Annotated in this window: 13 protein-coding genes and 1 tRNA gene; 8 read left to right on the top strand and 6 right to left on the bottom strand. The window is 70.1% G+C overall.

The features are described 5' to 3' along the window. The first annotated feature begins 79 nt into the window (after positions 1-79). The gene (locus AC25YV_RS00795) at positions 80-754 is read left to right on the top strand and encodes a TetR/AcrR family transcriptional regulator (RefSeq protein ID WP_488121921.1); all 675 of its coding nucleotides are present in this window, start codon (positions 80-82) and stop codon (positions 752-754) included. A gap of 60 nt (positions 755-814) precedes the next feature. Then, entirely contained in the window at positions 815-1858 is a 1044-nt protein-coding gene (locus tag AC25YV_RS00790; protein WP_488121920.1) for an ATP-dependent DNA ligase, read from the top strand. Between the two features lie 12 nt (positions 1859-1870). Here the strand turns inward: AC25YV_RS00790 and ligD are convergent, their stop codons facing one another. The 3 genes from ligD to AC25YV_RS00775 all read right to left on the bottom strand — a co-directional run bounded on the left by ligD (position 1871) and on the right by AC25YV_RS00775 (position 6485). Beyond that, positions 1871-2893, bottom strand: a complete 1023-nt coding sequence (gene ligD / locus AC25YV_RS00785) for a non-homologous end-joining DNA ligase (RefSeq protein ID WP_488121919.1) — start codon at positions 2891-2893, stop codon at positions 1871-1873. A gap of 63 nt (positions 2894-2956) precedes the next feature. Further along, a complete protein-coding gene (locus AC25YV_RS00780; RefSeq protein ID WP_488121918.1) occupies positions 2957-3973 on the bottom strand; it encodes an SseB family protein in 1017 nt (338 codons plus the stop codon). A gap of 40 nt (positions 3974-4013) precedes the next feature. Then, the gene (locus tag AC25YV_RS00775; protein WP_488121917.1) at positions 4014-6485 is read right to left on the bottom strand and encodes an ATP-dependent helicase; all 2472 of its coding nucleotides are present in this window, start codon (positions 6483-6485) and stop codon (positions 4014-4016) included. A 280-nt stretch (positions 6486-6765) separates the two neighbouring features. Here AC25YV_RS00775 and AC25YV_RS00770 point away from each other — a divergent pair, with 280 nt between their 5' ends. Then, on the top strand, positions 6766-7152 hold the full coding sequence (locus tag AC25YV_RS00770; RefSeq protein ID WP_488121916.1) for a YccF domain-containing protein: 387 nt from the start codon (positions 6766-6768) through the stop codon (positions 7150-7152). A 20-nt stretch (positions 7153-7172) separates the two neighbouring features. Here the strand turns inward: AC25YV_RS00770 and AC25YV_RS00765 are convergent, their stop codons facing one another. The 3 genes from AC25YV_RS00765 to AC25YV_RS00755 form a co-directional block, all read right to left on the bottom strand. Continuing rightward, positions 7173-8141 carry a hypothetical protein gene (locus tag AC25YV_RS00765; RefSeq protein ID WP_488121915.1) on the bottom strand — a complete coding sequence of 323 codons (969 nt, stop codon included), beginning with the start codon at positions 8139-8141 and terminating at the stop codon, positions 7173-7175. A 158-nt stretch (positions 8142-8299) separates the two neighbouring features. Next, a complete protein-coding gene (locus AC25YV_RS00760) occupies positions 8300-9079 on the bottom strand; it encodes an ABC transporter permease (protein ID WP_488121914.1) in 780 nt (259 codons plus the stop codon). After that, positions 9076-10098: an ABC transporter ATP-binding protein gene (locus AC25YV_RS00755; protein WP_488121913.1), complete on the bottom strand. Its 1023-nt coding sequence runs from the start codon at positions 10096-10098 to the stop codon at positions 9076-9078. The genes AC25YV_RS00760 and AC25YV_RS00755 overlap by 4 nt, the downstream gene beginning before the upstream one ends. Positions 10099-10159: 61 nt before the next feature. On the opposite strand from AC25YV_RS00755, the gene AC25YV_RS00750 reads away from it, so the two are divergent. The 5 genes from AC25YV_RS00750 to AC25YV_RS00730 all read left to right on the top strand — a co-directional run bounded on the left by AC25YV_RS00750 (position 10160) and on the right by AC25YV_RS00730 (position 15350). Next, on the top strand, positions 10160-11155 hold the full coding sequence (locus tag AC25YV_RS00750; protein ID WP_488121912.1) for a helix-turn-helix transcriptional regulator: 996 nt from the start codon (positions 10160-10162) through the stop codon (positions 11153-11155). Positions 11156-11252: 97 nt separating this feature from the next. Next, a tRNA-Met gene (locus AC25YV_RS00745) sits at positions 11253-11325 on the top strand. Positions 11326-12154: 829 nt separating this feature from the next. Continuing rightward, on the top strand, positions 12155-13285 hold the full coding sequence (locus AC25YV_RS00740) for a glycosyltransferase family protein (protein ID WP_488121911.1): 1131 nt from the start codon (positions 12155-12157) through the stop codon (positions 13283-13285). Further along, complete coding sequence (locus tag AC25YV_RS00735) at positions 13282-14352, top strand: glycosyltransferase (protein ID WP_488121910.1); 1071 nt, start codon at positions 13282-13284, stop codon at positions 14350-14352. The genes AC25YV_RS00740 and AC25YV_RS00735 overlap by 4 nt, the downstream gene beginning before the upstream one ends. Continuing rightward, positions 14349-15350 carry a glycosyltransferase gene (locus tag AC25YV_RS00730; protein ID WP_488121909.1) on the top strand — a complete coding sequence of 334 codons (1002 nt, stop codon included), beginning with the start codon at positions 14349-14351 and terminating at the stop codon, positions 15348-15350. The genes AC25YV_RS00735 and AC25YV_RS00730 overlap by 4 nt, the downstream gene beginning before the upstream one ends. Positions 15351-15354 lie beyond the last annotated feature (4 nt).

The raw sequence follows: 15354 nt of genomic DNA, 5'->3' as shown, positions 1-15354 counted from the left end.
GTGAACTGCACGAGGCTCGTCCGGTCGACGGGCTTGACACCGCGACCGGCGACCCGCAGACCGTTAGGCTCGCTGCGAGATGTCCGACCCTCTTGCCACCCCCGTCGCCTCGCGCGCCGCCGTCGTCGCTGCGGCGCTCGAGCTGTTCGCCGCGCAGGGCTTCGATCAGACGTCGGTCGAGCAGATCGCCAAGGCCGCGGGAGTGTCCCGCTCGACCTTCTTCCGCCAGTTCGGCGGCAAGGATGACGTTGTCTTCGCCGATCACGAGCTACTGCTCGACGAGCTGCGCGACGACCTGGCGCAGCCGCACGACAATCCGTGGCTGGCCGTGTGCGAGGCATCCGTCCGCGTCTTCACGCACTTCGCCTCCGACCCCGAGCTCGCGCGGCGCCGCTACGCGATCGTGCGCGGAGTGCCCGCCCTGCGCGACCGCGAGATCGTCACGGTCTTCCGTTATGAGCGGCTCTTCGACGAGTACCTCCGCCACGCCCTGCCGGGGCTCGATCCGCTCGATGCCGTCGGCTTCTCGGCACTCGTGACGGCCGTCCACAATCACGTGCTGCGCCAGTTGCTGCGCGGCCCCAAACGGGTGCCCGTCGCGGTGCTGCGGCGCGCCCTCGACGATGCGATGCGCCGGTTCGGGGTGCACCCCGGTCCCACCGAGCCCGCCGGCGACGACGTCGTGGTGGCGGTCTTCCCTCGCCGAATGCCCTCTGCCGAACTCGCCCGCCGGCTCGCGCCGCACCTCGACTGAACTCCGGGAGACGAAACCGGGCCGTTGCCCTCTCGCGGTCAGGGGTCGCAGGATGGGGGCATGCCGTACGACATTCCCGCGCCCATGCTCGCGAAGTCCGTGCCGGCAGTCCCCGACCCGGGCAAGACACCGGGCGGGCTGAGCTTCGAACCGAAGTGGGACGGCTTCCGCGCCCTCGTGGCGTGGGACGGCACCGACGTCGAGATCGGCTCGCGCGGGGCGAAGCCCCTCACCCGCTACTTCCCCGAGCTGGTCGACGCGTTCCAGAGGCTGCTCCCCGAGCCCTGCCTCATCGACGGTGAGATCGTGGTGCCGACCGGCGCGGCGGGCGCGCAGCGACTGGATTGGGAAGCCCTCTCGCAGCGCATCCACCCCGCCGAATCGCGCGTCACGATGCTCGCCGCTCAGACCCCGGCCATGTTCATCGGGTTCGATCTGCTCGCCCGCGGCGATCGCGACCTGCAGCCCGAGCCGTTCTCCACGCGCCGTTCCGAGCTCGAGAGCCTGCTGGGTGGCGTGCCGCACCCCGTGCACGTCACCCGCGCGACCCGCGACCGCGACCTCGCCGAGCGCTGGCTCGCCGAGTTCGAGGGTGCCGGGCTCGACGGCGTCGTCGCGAAACCGCTCGCACAGCCCTACGCACCGAACAAGCGCGCGATGTTCAAGATCAAGCACTCCCGCACGGCCGACGTCGTCGCGCTCGGCTACCGCATCCACAAGTCGGGCGCGGGCGTGGGATCCCTGCTCGTCGGACTGTATACCGATGGCGGCATGCTCGTCTCGGTCGGCGGGGTGGCCGCGTGGAGCAACGCACGGCGCCTCGAACTCATCGACGAACTCGCGCCCTACGTCGAGCGCGACAAAGAGGGTGCGACCGTCAAGGGCGAGACCGATCGGTCGCGCTTCTCGGCCGCCAAGGATGTCTCGTTCGTCCGGCTGCGCCCCGAACGGGTGCTCGAAGTGCGCTACGACCAGCTCGAAGGCCAGCGGTTCCGGCACACCGTGCAGTTCCAGCGGTGGCGCCCCGACCGCGAGGCCCGCTCGTGCACCTTCGACCAGCTCGAGCTCGTCTCGGCGTACGACCTCGGCGAGGTCCTGGACTGAAGCCGCGCGTGGTCAGTCGGTCTTCTTCGCCCGGCTCGGCTGCACGCGCGGCGGTTCGCCCGGCATCTTGGGGAACTCGGGCGGGAAGGGCAGCTCGCCGAGCCCCGACGCGAGGTCGCGCTCCCACCACTGCAGCAGCGTATCGATGCGCCCGGGGTTCTTCTGCATCTCCGCCCACGGGTCTCCCCCGTCGGCCAGTCGCTGCGGCATCGAGCGCACGGTGAACGCCGCAGGGTCGACATCGGCCAGTTCGTCCCACGCGAGCGGGGCCGACACGGTCGCACCCGGGAGCGCGCGCGGGCTGTAGGCACCGGCCATCGTGCGGTCGCGATTGGCCTGGTTGAAGTCGAGGAAGATGCGCCGACCGCGCTCCTCCTTCCACCAGTTCGTCGTCACGCGCTCCGGCATGCGTCGCTCGAGTTCGCGTCCCGCCGCGATCACGGCGTGCCGCACATCGAGGAACTCCCACTCCGGCTCGATGGGGCAGAAGACGTGCAGGCCGCGGTTGCCGCTCGTCTTGATCCACGCCTCGAGTCCTGCCTCGGCGAGCACGTCGCGCAGGGCGGGTGCCACGGCCGCAGCGTCGGAGAAGTCTGTGCCCGGCTGCGGATCGAGATCGATGCGCAGCTCGACGGGGTTGTCAGGGTTCGAGGCGAGCGAGGCCCACGGGTGGAAGACGACGGTGTTCATCTGGGCCGCCCACACCATCGCGGCCGGCTCGGTGAGCACGATCTGCGGATGCCGCCGGCCGCTGTTGTAGGTGACGGTCACGGTGTGCACGAAGTCGGGCGCCCCCTGGGGTGGGTTCTTCGAATAGAACCGCTCGCCGTCGACGCCGTCGGGAAAGCGCTCGAGCGAGACAGGCCGATCGCCGTTCGTCGACAGGAACGGCACCGCGACCGCGAGGAGGTAGTCGACGAGCTCGTGCTTCGTGATGCCGAGGTCCGGCCACAGCACGCGGTTGGGACTCGACAGCCCTACTTCATGGTCGCCGTCAGGGCCGGGGATCGTGAGTGCGATGCGTTCGGACGCCATGCCTCGACGATAGGCCGCAGCGCGGCATCCGTCACCTGGTTTGCGCGAACGCGCGCGCGATGCCTACGGAGCGAGCGCGAGGACGGGCGCCAGTTCGCTGCGCGACAGGCGAATCCAGGGCCCGCGGGGGTCGACGATCACGCCGGCGAGTCCTTCCTCGGCGACGAGCATCGCTGCCAGCTGCGGGGCGGTGAGCGGCGCTGCCTGGTCACCACGGCCCGTCGCGACCACCTCGAGCGGGTGCGAGTAGACCTCGACGTAGCGCGTTCCGTCGGGCGCACGGCCCTCGGCGATGCCGACCGGAGCACCGTCTTCGGAGCGGTTGACCGCGACCCACATCGGCGCCTGTGTCATCGCCTCGGCGACGGCTGCGGGGGTCGCATCGGTGCGTTCCTCGGCGAGCAGGGTCTTGATCGCGAGCTTCTCGTCGACGGCGGCGAGCATGCGCTCGATGAGCGGGCGCTGCAGCACGATGCGGGCGGGCGCCGACGCGGGATCGATCACGAGCCCGGCCGTCTGGCTGGCGAGCACGTGACGCAGCACGGCCATCGTCGGCTGTCCCATGGCCGATGTGTCGGCGTCGCCGTCGGCGCGCACGCTCGCGGCGAGGCCCGCGCCGCTCGAATACGCGATCACGTACTGGCGGTCACCGGCGGTGGCGATCGCCATCGGCAGCTCTTTGCCCTCGGCGATGAGTTCGCGGGCGTCACCCTTGACCCGCAGGAAGAGGTGCCCCTGCAGCACTTGCCGGGCGAGAGCGAGGACCTGCTCGGGCGTCGGGTTCTCGGGCAGGCTCGCGAGGCTCTCACGCAGCAGCACATTGTCGCGCAGACCCGGAATCGTCTCGACGGGGCGCTGCGTCGCGGCGTCGGCGTCGACCCCGGTCGGACGCGGCGTGGCCGGGGCGGGGGCGGGTTCAGGGGTGCCGAGTCCGCGGAACGCCGACACCGAGATGCCGACGGATGCCGCGGCGTCATTGCCGTCGGCTGCGTCCTCGGGAGTCGTTTCGGACGTCTCGACCTCAGGGGTCGCCTCGGATCCGTCGGGCTGGCGCTTCGGGCGGCGCGAGAAGAGGGCCATGGGTCGAGCCTAGCCCGCGGCGCCCACCGAGACCGCGCGGCTAGAGCTTCTCGATCGGCGCGATCTTGATGAGCAGCTTCTTCGCGCCCGCCGAGTCGAACCGCACGTGCGCGACGCGCTTGGCGCCCTCGCCCGTCACGAGATCGACCTTGCCTTCACCGAAGTCCTCGTGACGGATGCGGTCACCCGGAGCGAGCTGCATGTCGCCGTTGTCGCGCACTTTGGCCGGGATGCGGTTCGCGAACCGCTTGATCGACTCACCGTCGCGCGCGGGAGTGTCGCGACGCGGCAGCGGCACGAGGTCATCGCCGTAGCGTTTCGAGCCGGCCGGGGCCCGGCCGTTGAGCGCACGCGTGCGCGTGCCGCCGCGCGAATTGACGTCTCCCGGGGACTGGCGCCACTGCACGAGGTCGGCGGGGATCTCCTGCAGGAACCTGCTCGGCATCGCGACGGTGACCTCGCCGAACTGCGCGCGGGTCATCGCGAGCGACAGGTAGAGACGCTTCCGTGCCCGCGTCACCCCGACGTAGAAGAGGCGACGCTCCTCCTGGGGACCGCCCGGCTCGCCCGCCGAGATGCGGTGCGGGATCAGGTCTTCTTCGACACCCGTGATGAACACGGCGTCGTATTCGAGACCCTTCGCGGTGTGCAGTGTCATGAGCGACACCGACCCCGAGGCATCCTCGAGATCGTCCGCGTCCGAGACGAGCGCGACTTCGGAGAGGAAATCGATGACGGTGCCCTCGGGATTGTTGCGAGCGAACTCGCGGGCAACGGCGACGAGCTCGTCGAGGTTCTCGAGGCGGGCTTCGTCTTGGGGGTCGCGGCTCGCGCGCAGGGCATCCTGGTAGCCGCTCTTGTTGAGCAGCAGCTGCAGCCCCTCGGCGACCGCCGTGGGCGGGGCGAGTTCGCCGCTTCGCGGGAGCATGATCTCGGTCGCCTCGGCCAGTACGGCATCGAGCTGCGTGATCGCGGCCTGGATCTTGGGCCCGACACCGAGCGCCGAGGCGTTCGCGAGCGCATCGCGGAACGTGATGCCCTCGTCTGCGGCGTACCGCGCGATGGTCGTCTCGGTGACATCGCCGATCCCTCGACGCGGACGGTTCAGGATGCGACGCACCGACATCTCGTCGGCGGGGTTCGCCACCGCCACGAGATACGCCAGCGCGTCCTTGATCTCGGCGCGATCGTAGAACTTCGTGCCGCCCATGATCTTGTACGGGACGGCCGAGCGGATGAGGATCTCTTCGAGCGCGCGGGACTGCGAGTTCGTGCGGTAGAACACCGCCATCTGCGAGTAGTCCAAGCCAGCGCGGTGCAGCGCCTCGACCTCGTCGGCGACGAACTGGGCCTCGTCGTGCTGCGAGTACCCGGTGAACCCGATGATCGGCTCACCCGCGCCGACATCGGTCCACAGCTTCTTGTCTTTGCGGTCGAAGTTGTTGCCGATGACGGCGTTCGCCGCGCTCAGGATGTTCTGCGTCGACCGGTAGTTCTGCTCGAGGAGCACGACCTTCGCCCCGGGGAAGTCGCGCTCGAACTCGCTGATGTTGCGGATGTCAGCCCCGCGGAAGGCGTAGATCGACTGGTCGGAGTCACCGACGACGGTGAGCGACGCCGCTTCGTCGTCGCCGCCCGCGGCTCCGGCGCCTGCCGACGGCTCGAAGATCATCATGCCGCTCGACCCCTCGAACCCGGACCCTGAGCTCGACGAGGCGCCCGGCGGCCGGGTCAGCTCGTGGATGAGCGAGTACTGCGCGTGGTTGGTGTCCTGGTACTCGTCGACGAGGATGTGCCGGAAGCGGCGGCGGTAGACGTCGGCGACGTGCGGGAACGCCCGGAAGAGGTAGACGACCTGGCCGATGAGATCGTCGAAGTCGAACGCGTTGGCCCGCTGCAGCGCGCGCTGGTAGTCCGCGAAGAGCTCGACGAAGATCCGCTCGGCGGGGTCGCTGAGGTTCGCCGAGCGCGCGTAGGACTCGGCGTCGGCCAGCTCGTTCTTGAGCTTCGAGATGCGACTCTGCACGGCTGCCGGGGTCAGGCCGAAGGCATCCGCTTCGTGCTCTTTGACGAGCCGTTTGATGAGGGCGCGCGAATCGCCCGAGTCGTAGATCGTGAACGCCTTCGTGAAGCCGAACTGCTCGGCCTCTCGGCGCAGGATGCGCACGCACGCTGAGTGGAACGTCGAGATCCACATGCCCTGTGCGCGGTCGCCGATGAGCTGCCCGACGCGCTCGCGCATCTCGCCGGCGGCCTTGTTGGTGAACGTGATCGCGAGGATCTGGCTGGGCCACGCCTCGCGACTGCGCAGGAGCGACGCGATGCGTCGCGTGAGCACGCTCGTCTTGCCCGAGCCGGCGCCCGCGACGATGAGCAACGCGGGTCCGCGGTAGATGACCGCTTCGCGCTGCTGCGGGTTGAGGCCGGCGAGGAGGTCTTCGTCGGGACGGACGCCGGGCGTCGCGGATCCGCGATCGTCGCCGGCGATGAGGGGCTGCAGGGGCTCAGACATTGCCCGCTAAGCCTAAGCGCCCCGGCCGACACCATGCCCCCGCGCGCACGCACGCCTGCCCTGCCCCTGCCCTGTCCTGTCTTGCCCCTGCCCTGCCCCTCAGTTCGTTTGCCCCACTTTGCTGCCCCTGACCCCGAACCGCCGCAGATCGGGGCAAGTGAACCGGCGGCCCGACCGTTCACTTGCCTCAACCGGCGACCGCAGCGCGCCAGGGCAGCATCCTGAGGCAAACGAACTCAGGGGGGCGCGGCTCACAGCCCGACACAGCAGAATGGGCATCGTGCGCATCCTCCTGAACATCATCTGGCTGATCTTCGCGGGCTTCTGGCTCGCGACCGCCTACGTGCTCGCCGGCATCCTGCTCTGCATCCCGATCATCACGATCCCGTGGGCGATCGCCTCGTTCCGCACCGCGAACTACGTCTTCTGGCCGTTCGGCCGCACCATCGTCGCGCGGCCGACGGCCGGCGTCGGATCGTTCCTCGGCAACGTCATCTGGGTGCTCTTCGCGGGATGGTGGCTCGCCCTCATCCACATCGCCTCGGGCATCGCCCTGTGCCTCACGATCATCGGCATCCCGATGGCGATCGCCGACTTCAAGATGGTGCCCATCTCGCTCATGCCACTCGGCAAAGAGATCGTCTCAACGCGCGACCGCGCGTTCTGACGCTCGGCCGAACGGGTCGGTCAGCGACCGATGGATGCCTCGCGGGCACGCGACAGCGCAAGCACGAGTCCGACCGTGCACAGCACAGCGCCCGAACCGGCGACCACCCAGGCGGCTTCACCCGGCAGCTCGACGTATGAGGTGAGCCCGAGCCCGGGCGGCAGGAAGCCGAGTTCGTCGTGCCAGAGCTCCAGCGCCCGATCCAGGCCGACGAAGCCGAGCGCGGTGGCCGGAACAACCAGTGCTCCGCCGGCCGCGGCGAGCACGATGCCGCTCGCTCGACGCGTTCCGAACTGCGCTGCCAACGCCCAGACGGCCGCGACGAACACCCACAGCAGCAGCCCGCCGGCGAGGACGATGTAGGTCAGGCGCAGGACCGGCACGTCCCACAGGGTCGACCAGTAGCCGCCGGGACCGGTGACGGACACGACCGCGAGCGAGAGCACGCAGCGCAGTACGATCACTCCGCCGACAGCGGCCATGAGGGGGTAGGGCGAGCGTCCGGGACCGACGAGCACGCGCGCGATGGCGGCGAAGACGATCCACGCGCCGATGTCGACCGCGAGATACGTCCACGACAGGAACGACGTCTGGACGGCACGGGTCGCGATGAGGAGCCCCGCCGGTACGACCACGAGCAGGACCCGGTCGAGGGTCAGCATGCCCAGAGTGGACTCGCGCGCACGCCAGGGCCTCGTCGAGGCGAGCCAGGTCACGCGCGCGGCGGCCGCGCCCGGGCGGCGGACGAGTCGCGTCTGCGCCGCGAGCGTGCCGATGATCAGCCAGGCCAGTGCGAGCACGAGCAGCACGCGAGCAAGCCATGCCATAACGGCGTCGCGGTCGGCGCGAGCAGCAGCCGGCGCGACATCGGCGTTCGAGGCGAGCTCGACGGCCGCAGCGGGACTCACACCCAGAGCAACGGCGGCGAGCGCCCCGAGTGTCATGGCCGTGACGACAGCGGGGATGTCTCTCCGCCTCGCCGTCGTCATTGTCCGAGCCTAGTGGGGCGAGCGACCCCGTTTTCGCCACTCTCGGCGCGCCGCGCGCACGATGGATGATCGTCGTGCGACGCGTGTCGCACGACGACACCGACCCGCACCACATCCGTTCGTGCACATCGCCGAACTCGTCGTTCGAAGGGATCCGATCAGCTCGACCTGCGCATGGCCCGGATGCCGACCCACAACCCGACGGCCGCAAGGGCGACCGCCGCGACCCAGCCCCAAACGACCGTGAGCGAGGCCAGCTCGCCGGCGAACAGCGCCCGCTCTGCCTGCACGACCCAGTTGACGGGATTCACCGTCGCGACGGCCCGCATCCATCCGGGGCCCTCGTCGAGCGGAAGCAGCATGCCCGAGAGGATCAGCAGCGGAAAGATCAGCGTCTGCTGCACTCCCCAGAACAGCCACTCGCGGTCCTTCGTCTTGAGCGCGAGGGCATAGGACAGCGACCCGAGCCCGACGCCGAAGACAGCCAGCAGCGCGAGCCCGATCACGAGGCCCGGCACGTCGATGCGGAACCCGAACGGCCACGCGATGAGCACGATGATGATGGCCTGCACGACGATCGGCGCGACCTCCTTGAGCGCCCGCCCCACGAGCAGCGACGAGCGGGACAGCGGTGCGACGAGCGTGCGCTCGTGAGAGCCCGTCATCATCTCGTACTGCAGGTTCGACCCGACCGCGCCGGTGCCGAACAGCACGATCATGACGAGGACACCGGGCACGAACCACTGCAGGGTCTCGCCGACCGGCTGCCCTGACGATCCGACGAGCAGCGGGGCGAACAGCCCGAGGAAGACGAGCGGTTGCACGAGGCTGAAGATGAGGGTGAACGGGTCGCGCAGCACCGGTTTGAGCTCGCGCGTGAGCACGTTCCATGTGTCGCGCGCGGCGTTCGTGCGCGCGGCGGTGTCGGTAGAGGTCATCGCTGGGCTCCTGTCGTCTCGGTCTGGTCGGTGGCGGCGACGGGCTCGCCCTCGCCGGCTTCCCGCAGGGTGCGTCCCGTGAGCGCCAGAAAGACGTCGTCGAGGGTCGGCGGGGCCCCCGTCGCACGCTCGACCCGCACGCCCGATGCGTCCAGCACCCGCACGGCTGCGGGAAGCAGCGCGGCGCCGTCAGGTGCGGTGACCGCGACGGATGCCGGACCCTCGCGCCGCACCTCCCGGTCGGTCAGCTCCTGCACGACGGCGACGGCCCGCGCCGCATCCGCCTCCGTCGCGAAGCCCAGGGTCAGCACGTCACCCGCGAGGTTGGCCTTGAGCCGCTGCGCCGTATCGTCGGCGACGATCCGCCCTTTGTCCATCACCATGACCCGCTCGGCGTAGTGGTCGGCCTCTTCGAGGTAGTGCGTCGTGAGGAAGACGGTCGTGCCGTGCTGGGTGCGCAGGTCGAGGATGTGCTGCCACAGGTTCGCGCGGCTCTGCGGGTCAAGGCCCGTCGACGGCTCGTCGAGGAAGATCAGCGGCGGCGCGTGCATGAGGCCGAGGGCGATATCGAGCCGGCGCTTCTGTCCGCCCGAGAGCTGCTGCACCGAACGCGTCGCGAATGGGGCCAGATCGAGCGACTCGATGAGCTCGTCGGCGCGGGCGCGCGATGCAGCCGTCGACATCCCGTAGAAGGCGCCCTGGCTCAGCAGCTCGTCGCGCACGCGCTGCGAGAAGCTGCCGCTCGTGAGCTGCCCCACGTAGCCGATGCGGGCGCGCACCGCCGACGGGCGACGCAGGATGTCGAAGCCGACGACGCGCGCCGTGCCGGATGTCGGAGGAATGAGGGTCGTCAGCATGCGCAAGCTCGTCGACTTGCCCGCGCCGTTGGGGCCGAGGAACGCGACGAGCTCGCCCCGCGCGACCCGGAAGGTGAGGTCGGTGACCGCCTCGACTGTCTGTTTCTTCACGGTGAAGCGCTTGGTGAGCCCCTGCGCTTCGATGATCGGTTCGTTCGTCATGCCGCGACGGTAATCCCCTACCCGGTCAGTATCCGTCCGCATTGTCGGGCAGTGTGGGGACATGTCCGACACGACGACGCGCGCGCTCTCGCTCCTCAACATGTTGCAGACGCACCGGCACTGGCCGGGTTCGGTACTCGCCTCCCGGCTCGGTGTGACCGAGCGCACCGTGCGTCGGGACGTCGAACGACTGCGCGACCTCGGCTACCGCATCGAGTCGTCCCCCGGTGCATCCGGGGGGTATCGGCTCGAAGCCGGCAGCGCCGTGCCGCCGCTTCTGCTCACCGACGAAGAGGCCGTCGCCATGGCGATCGGACTGCGGGTCGCGGCGTCGCAGCGTCTCGTGTCCGGGCCGGAGACGACTCTCACGGCGCTCGCGAAGCTCGAACAGGTACTGCCCGCTCCCCTGCGCCGACGGGTCAATGCTCTCGCCGAGACGGTGCAGCCGGCGGGCCTCAACGCCGGTGCAGCGGTGTCGAGCGACGTGCTCGGCGAGCTCGCGCTCGCGTGCCGCGACCACGAGCGCGTGCGCTTCACCTACACCGCGGCCTCGGGCGAGGTGACGCGACGACGCGTCGATCCGCACGTGCTCGCGCCCGCCGATCGGCACTGGTATCTGCTGTGCCGGGACCTCGATCGGGATGATTGGCGCACGTTCCGCGTCGACCGGCTCACCTCCGTCGAACACACGCGCGTTCTGTTCGAGCCCACGCCGCTCACCCCCGAAGAGATCGAGGAGTTCATCCTCGTCGCTCGGTCCTGGGCGCGGCAGCCGCTCGAAGCCGACGCCGTCATGGAGCTTCCGTTCGAGCAGATGCGCGAGTACTTCGGGCAGTGGGGGCAGGGCGCTGAGGCCGAAGACGAATCGCACACGCGCTGGCCCGTCGGCGGCGCGGACTTCCGCGAGACGATGTACGGCCTCAGCTGGATCCCCACCGGCGTCGAGTACACGACCGATCTCGTCGAGCCGGCGCGGGCCGAGCTGCGCGAAACGGTCGAGCGGATGCTGCGCGCCCTGACGGCGCCGCCACCGCCCACCCGTCGCGATCGAGGCTGATCACCGTCGCCCCGGGGGATCGTCATCTGGCGACGCACGGCGAAACGTATCGACACATACCGTCGGCGAGCCGGATCGGGTCGGTACCGTGGGGCATCGCGGCGATCCGGGTGGTCCCGGACACCGGCTCATACCTGGGTGTGTTGCGGGTTCGACTCCCGCCGTCGCGTCGAGTGCCGTCCCCACTGACCGCGAGACTGCATCGGCAGGCCGAGACAGTGGGGGAACCCCTCAGTCTCGGCGGTCCGTTGCAGTCTCGGGGTCACTCGGATGCGGCGGGCTCAGGGGGTGAGGGCGCCGCATCCGGTCCTCCCCGGGGCCTCCGGGAACGGGTTCTCCACAGATCGTAAAGACGGCTTCATCTTGAGCGGCCTGGACGAGCCGGTGTCCCTGTCCGTGGCCCGGCACATCGCATGTTCCGGGGCTGCGGCGGGTCGTGCTCGGCGACAACGACCAGATCGTCGCGATCTACACCCAGGAACGGGTATTCAGCCGGCGGCAGCGTCGTGCGATCGGTCTCCGCGACGGAGGGTGCATCATCCCCGGCTGCCACGTCCCCTTCGAATGGTGCGAAATGCACCACGTCGACGAACACTCCCGAGGCGGTCCCCCACACACCGACAACGGCATACCCCTGTGCTGGTGGCAGCATCGCACCCTCGACACCAGCGGGTGGCGCATCCGAATGAGACGCGGTGTTCCCGAAGTCCGTGGACCCGCCTGGTGGGACCCCCACCTGAAATGGCGACCCGTCACCAGCTCGCCCACCCGACTTCTCGACCGACTCACCGCGGATCGGCAAGCGCCGCCTCGGGGCCGCGTCCGCCGGCAACGGCAACGGCAACGGCAACGGCAACAGCAACAGCAACAGCAACCCGGACTCCAGACAGATGCGCGTACACCGTCCGCGTCATACACGCGAGAAGCGCTTCTGGCTACCCCCATGACCGTGCCCAGCTCCCGACATACCTTTTTGCCCATACCGCGAAAAGGAGCTCGATGAGCATCGCATACGTACGCACGCTCCGCGCGGGCACCCAACCTCGCACAGGCGAGATCCGCGTCGCGACCGTTCCCGCCGACCACGTCTACGTGCGCCACATCGACGCCGCAGTAGCGCAGAACGCCCTCCCGACGATCATCCGCCCGGCCGACCCCGATCCCGACGACCCCGCGCGGTCCGCCGTGTCGCGCTGGTGGCCGCCGGTCATGCTCGAGCCTGCATGGGCGAAGGCGCACGCGGACGAGTTCGACGTGTTCCACATCCAGTTCGGCTTCGATGCGCGCTCGCCCGCAGAGCTGCAAGAGCTCGTCGACGCGTTGCGCCGAGCCGGTCGCCCCCTCGTGTGCACGGTGCACGACCTGCGCAACCCGCATCACCTGGATCGCGCCGAGCACGACGCGCAGCTCGACGTCCTCATTCCCGCTGCCGACGCGCTCATCACCCTCACCCCCGGCGCAGCCGCCGAGATCGCGCGGCGATGGGGGCGCGAAGCGCTCGTCCTGCCGCACCCGCACGTCGTGGATTTCGACCGGATGTCCCGGACTCGCGACAACCGACACCGGCCCGCCACCTTCCGGGTCGGCGTCCACGTCAAGAGCATCCGGGCGAGCATGGATCCCGGTCCCGTGATCGCGACGCTCGTCGAGGCGGTCCGAGACATCCCCGGCGGGGTGCTCCAGGTGAACGGCCACCGCGACGTGCTCGAGGCCGACGGCGCCCGCTACGACCGGGCGCTCGCGGAGCTTCTGCGCGCCGAGGCCGCAGCAGGGTGTCTCGAGCTCCACGTCCACGACTTCCTCGATGACGCCGCCCTCTGGGACTATCTCGAGTCGCTCGATGTCTCCGTGCTCCCCTACCGCTTCGGCACGCACTCCGGATGGCTCGAAGCCTGCCGCGACCTCGGCACGGCGGTCGTCGCGCCGAGCTGCGGATACTACGCGGACCAGGGCCCCGTCCAGACCTACCAGCACGACGAGACGGGGCTGGATGCGGCATCCCTCACCGACGCGATCGTGCGCGCACACCGCAACGGGCGGCCAGCCCCCGTCCCGATCGACGTGCGCGCGGCTCAGCGCGAGCACGTGGCGAGCGCCCACGCACGGCTCTATCAGGATCTGGTGGGGTGACGCCCGTGCGCATCTGCCTCATCGCGTCCAGCCGATTCCCCGTCGCCGAACCGTTCACGGGCGGACTTGAGGCGCACACGCACAGCCTCGCCCGTGCACTTGCTGCGCGCGGCCACAGCATCTCCCTCTTCGCCGCGCCTGGATCGGACCCGAGCCTGGGCAGCCGAAACCTGTCCGTCGACCCGTTCGTCCCGAGCGACGACGCGCGGCGCGACGTCGCGGCACCGCCCGACCAGTGGATGCAGGAGCACGATGCTTACTTGCAGCTCATGCTCGAGCTCGCCGAATCCGCCCACGAGCGCTTCGACGTCATCCACAACAACAGCCTTCATCACCTGCCGATCGCGATGTCGAAGGCGGTGCGCGTCCCGATGCTGACGACGCTTCACACACCGCCCACTCCGTGGCTCGAGTCGGCGATACGCAGGGCGTCCCCGTCGTCGGAGTTCGTCGCCGTCAGCGCGTTCACGGCCCGTCAGTGGGCGTCCTCGGTCGCCGCACGCATCGTCCTCAACGGCGTCGACGCCGACCGCTGGCCGGCGGGGCCGGGCGGTGACTCTGCGGTCTGGTTCGGCAGGCTCGTTCCCGAGAAGGCGCCGCATCTCGCGATCGACGCCGCCCGCCTCGCGGGGTTCGACCTGGACATCGCGGGACCGGCACTGGATGCGGCGTACTTCGCTCAGCAGATCGCCCCGCGCCTCGGGCCCGACGTCCGCTACCGCGGTCACCTGGCCGCCGGGCCCCTGGCGACGCTGGTCGGACGCTCCGCCGTCGCGATCGCCAGCCCGCAGTGGGACGAGCCGTACGGGCTCGTCGCCGCCGAGGCGATGTCCTGCGGCACGCCCGTGGCGGCTTTCCGCCGAGGTGGCCTGCCGGAGGCGATCGGCGAAGGGGGCGGGCGGCTCGCCGATCCCGGAGACGCCCAGAGCCTCGCGGCCGCCATCGTTGCGGCATCCGCCCTCTCACGGACGGATGTGCGCGAAGATGCTGTGCGCCGCTGCTCTCTCGACGCGATGCTCGACGCCTACGAAGACGTGTACGCGATGGGCGGGCGACGCGCGGCGTGATCGGCTACTACATCCACCACCACGGGCGTGGACATCTTTCGCGCGCGACCGCGATCGCGAACGTCCTCGGCGACGAGGTGACGGCCCTCTCGTCGACGCGAAGACCGACCGAATGGCCGGGCTTGTGGGTCTCGATCCCGCCCGACGACGCAGACCCTGCACTCGACCCGCGAGCGAACGGCCGGCTGCACTGGGTGCCGCTGGGCTCGTCCGGGCTTCGCGACCGCATGACGGAGATCGCCGAGTGGATCGCGCGTGCGCGTCCGGACGCGATCGTCGTGGACGTGTCCGTCGAGGTCGCGCTCCTGGCCCGACTGCTGGGCGTTCCCGTGGTCACCGTCGCTCTGCCCGGACAGCGCGGTGACCCAGCACACACTCTCGGCTTCGATGTGTCGGCGGCCATCATCGCCGCCTGGCCGGCGGAGGCGACCGGGATGGTCACGGGACTGTCGGCCGACGCCGTGGTGCGACTTCATCCCGTGGGTGCGATCTCCCGATTCGCCCCACCCGCCGATGCCCCCCAGACCCGCGCACCGCGAGCGAGACGGAAGGTGCTCGTGCTGAGCGGAGCCGGGGGCGACGAGTACTCCGGCTCTCTCGCCGCAGCGGGCGACTCCCTCGCACCGGACTGGGAGTGGGAGCACCTCGGCGGATCGTCGGGTCGCTGGTCCCCCGCACCATGGACCGCCCTCCTGGATGCCGACGTCGTCGTGACCCACGCGGGCGAAGGGATCCTCGCCGAAGTGTCGGCCGCGCGGCGACCGGCCGTCGTCCTCCCGCAGACACGCCCCCACGACGAGCAGACCACGACGGCCAGCGTGCTCGGCACCTCGTCGTGGCCGGCGATCGTGCTGGGGCCGCACGGCAGCGACGACTGGCCGAGCGTCCTGGCGGCCGCGGGCGAACTCGATGGAAGCGCCTGGGCGACGTGGAACGACGGCTCAGGTGCCGAGCGGGCCGCCGCGGTCATCCGCTCCGTCATCTCCGAGAGCAGATGACCCG

The organism is Microbacterium sp. Y832 (genome assembly GCF_057669765.1).
Note: the sequence above shows the minus strand (reverse complement) of the source record. Positions and strands in the feature narration are given on the sequence as shown.

Excerpts from the sequence above, each read along its gene's own strand:
- AC25YV_RS00795 (WP_488121921.1), top strand. The coding sequence starts at position 80 with ATGTCCGACCCTCTTGCCACCCCCGTCGCCTCGCGCGCCGCCGTCGTC.
- AC25YV_RS00790 (WP_488121920.1), top strand. The coding sequence starts at position 815 with ATGCCGTACGACATTCCCGCGCCCATGCTCGCGAAGTCCGTGCCGGCA.
- ligD (WP_488121919.1), bottom strand. The coding sequence starts at position 2,893 with ATGGCGTCCGAACGCATCGCACTCACGATCCCCGGCCCTGACGGCGAC.
- AC25YV_RS00780 (WP_488121918.1), bottom strand. The coding sequence starts at position 3,973 with ATGGCCCTCTTCTCGCGCCGCCCGAAGCGCCAGCCCGACGGATCCGAG.
- AC25YV_RS00775 (WP_488121917.1), bottom strand. The coding sequence starts at position 6,485 with ATGTCTGAGCCCCTGCAGCCCCTCATCGCCGGCGACGATCGCGGATCC.
- AC25YV_RS00765 (WP_488121915.1), bottom strand. The coding sequence starts at position 8,141 with ATGACGACGGCGAGGCGGAGAGACATCCCCGCTGTCGTCACGGCCATG.
- AC25YV_RS00760 (WP_488121914.1), bottom strand. The coding sequence starts at position 9,079 with ATGACCTCTACCGACACCGCCGCGCGCACGAACGCCGCGCGCGACACA.
- AC25YV_RS00755 (WP_488121913.1), bottom strand. The coding sequence starts at position 10,098 with ATGACGAACGAACCGATCATCGAAGCGCAGGGGCTCACCAAGCGCTTC.
- AC25YV_RS00750 (WP_488121912.1), top strand. The coding sequence starts at position 10,160 with ATGTCCGACACGACGACGCGCGCGCTCTCGCTCCTCAACATGTTGCAG.
- AC25YV_RS00740 (WP_488121911.1), top strand. The coding sequence starts at position 12,155 with ATGAGCATCGCATACGTACGCACGCTCCGCGCGGGCACCCAACCTCGC.